The organism is Pyxidicoccus xibeiensis (genome assembly GCF_024198175.1).
GTDB lineage: Bacteria > Myxococcota > Myxococcia > Myxococcales > Myxococcaceae > Myxococcus > Myxococcus xibeiensis.
Genome location: NZ_JAJVKV010000050.1, coordinates 1 through 1572 on the forward strand (window position 1 = coordinate 1; position 1572 = coordinate 1572).

The 1572-nt window shown below is 69.9% G+C and carries 1 protein-coding gene; it reads right to left on the reverse strand.

Features of this window, described 5'->3' with window-relative positions; all coding sequences use genetic code 11:
- On the reverse strand, window positions 1–1572 hold a 1572-nt coding region (locus LXT23_RS49485), incomplete at both ends, for a non-ribosomal peptide synthetase (RefSeq protein WP_253987556.1).

Here is a 1572-nt window from a genome sequence, read left to right on the forward strand (position 1 = left end):
TCGAGGCGTCGAAGGCGACGGGGGCGGCCTGGAGCCAGACTTCCTGGGGCCCGAAGCGCATGAAGCTGTTGCTCTTCACCAGGCGCGCGATGGCCCGGTGAGGCACGCAGACGCCCTTGGGCTGGCCCGTGCTGCCCGAGGTGAACATCACGTACGCCAGCGCATCCCCGCTGGAGGGAATGGCCGGGGCGGACTCGGGCTGGAAGGCAATGCGCGTGTCCTCTTCGTCCATGACGACGAGGACGTTGCCCGTGTCGGGCAGCTCGTCGGCGAGCGCGGACTGGGTGAGGAGCACGCCCGCGGCGGACTGCTGGAGCACGAAGGTGACGCGCTCGGCAGGCCAGCCCTTGTCGAGGGGCACGTAGGCCGCTCCGGCCTTGAGGGTGCCCAGCAGGCCCACCACCAGGTCCATGGACCGTTCCAGGAGCACCGCTACCCGGCCGCCAGCCTGCACGCCCCGGCCGCGCAGGTAGTGCGCGAGCTGGTTGGCGCGCGTGTCCAGCTGCGCGTACGTCAGCTGCTCGTCACCGAAGACGAGGGCGACCGCATCCGGCGTCTGCCGCGCCTGCTGCGCGAAGAGGTCGGCCAGGGAGGTGTCGCTCGGGTAGTCCCCGCGCGTCCCGCTCCAATCGGCGACGACCTGCTGGCGCTCGGCGTCCGTCAGCACGGGCAGCAGGTCGAGCCTGCGTCCCGGCTCGGAGACCGCCGCCTCCAGCAGCACGGCGTAGTGCCGCATCAGGCGCCGCACGGTGCCTGCGTCGAAGAGGTCCGTGTTGTAGTTGAGCGCACCCGTGAAGCCCTCGCTGCCCTCTTCGAGCAGGAGGCTGAAGTCGTACTTCGAGGAGTCGATCTCCGGCGCGACGGGAGTGAGGGTGAGGCCCGGCAGGTTCAGCGCCTCGTTGGGCGTGTTCTGCAGGGTGAGGGTGACCTGGAAGAGCGGGCTGCGGCTCAGGTCTCGCTGCGGCTGGAGCTCCTCCACCAGCTTCTCGAACGGGACGTCCTGGTGCTCGTAGGCAGCCAGGGTGCGCTCGCGCACCTGGGCCAGCAGCTCGCGGAAGGACTGACGGCCGTCAATCCTCGCGCGCAGCACGAGGGTGTTGATGAAGAAGCCGATGAGGCTTTCAGTCTCCACCCGGTTGCGGTTGGCGATGGGCGAGCCGACGGACACGTCGTCCTGGCCCGAGTACTTGGAGAGCAACAGCTGGAGCGAGGACAGCAGCACCATGAAGGGCGTGGCCCCTTCGCGCTGCGCCAGCGCCTTGACGGCGTCACTCACGCTTCGGGACAGCGCGACCGGCAGCATCGCGCCGCGGTACGTCTGCACCGCCGGACGGGGCCGGTCGGTGGGCAGCTCCAGCGCATGGCTCGAGCCGGCCAGCTGCTGGCGCCACCAGTCCAGCTCCTGCTTCAGCACGTCGCCCTGCAGCCACTGCCGCTGCCAGACTGAGTAGTCCGCGTACTGCACGGGCAGAGGGGCAAGACGCGCCGGCTCACCGCCGCTGAGCTCGCGGTAGTACGCGCCCAGCTCGCGCACCATGACGGCCGAAGACCAGCCGTCCGAGATGATGTGGT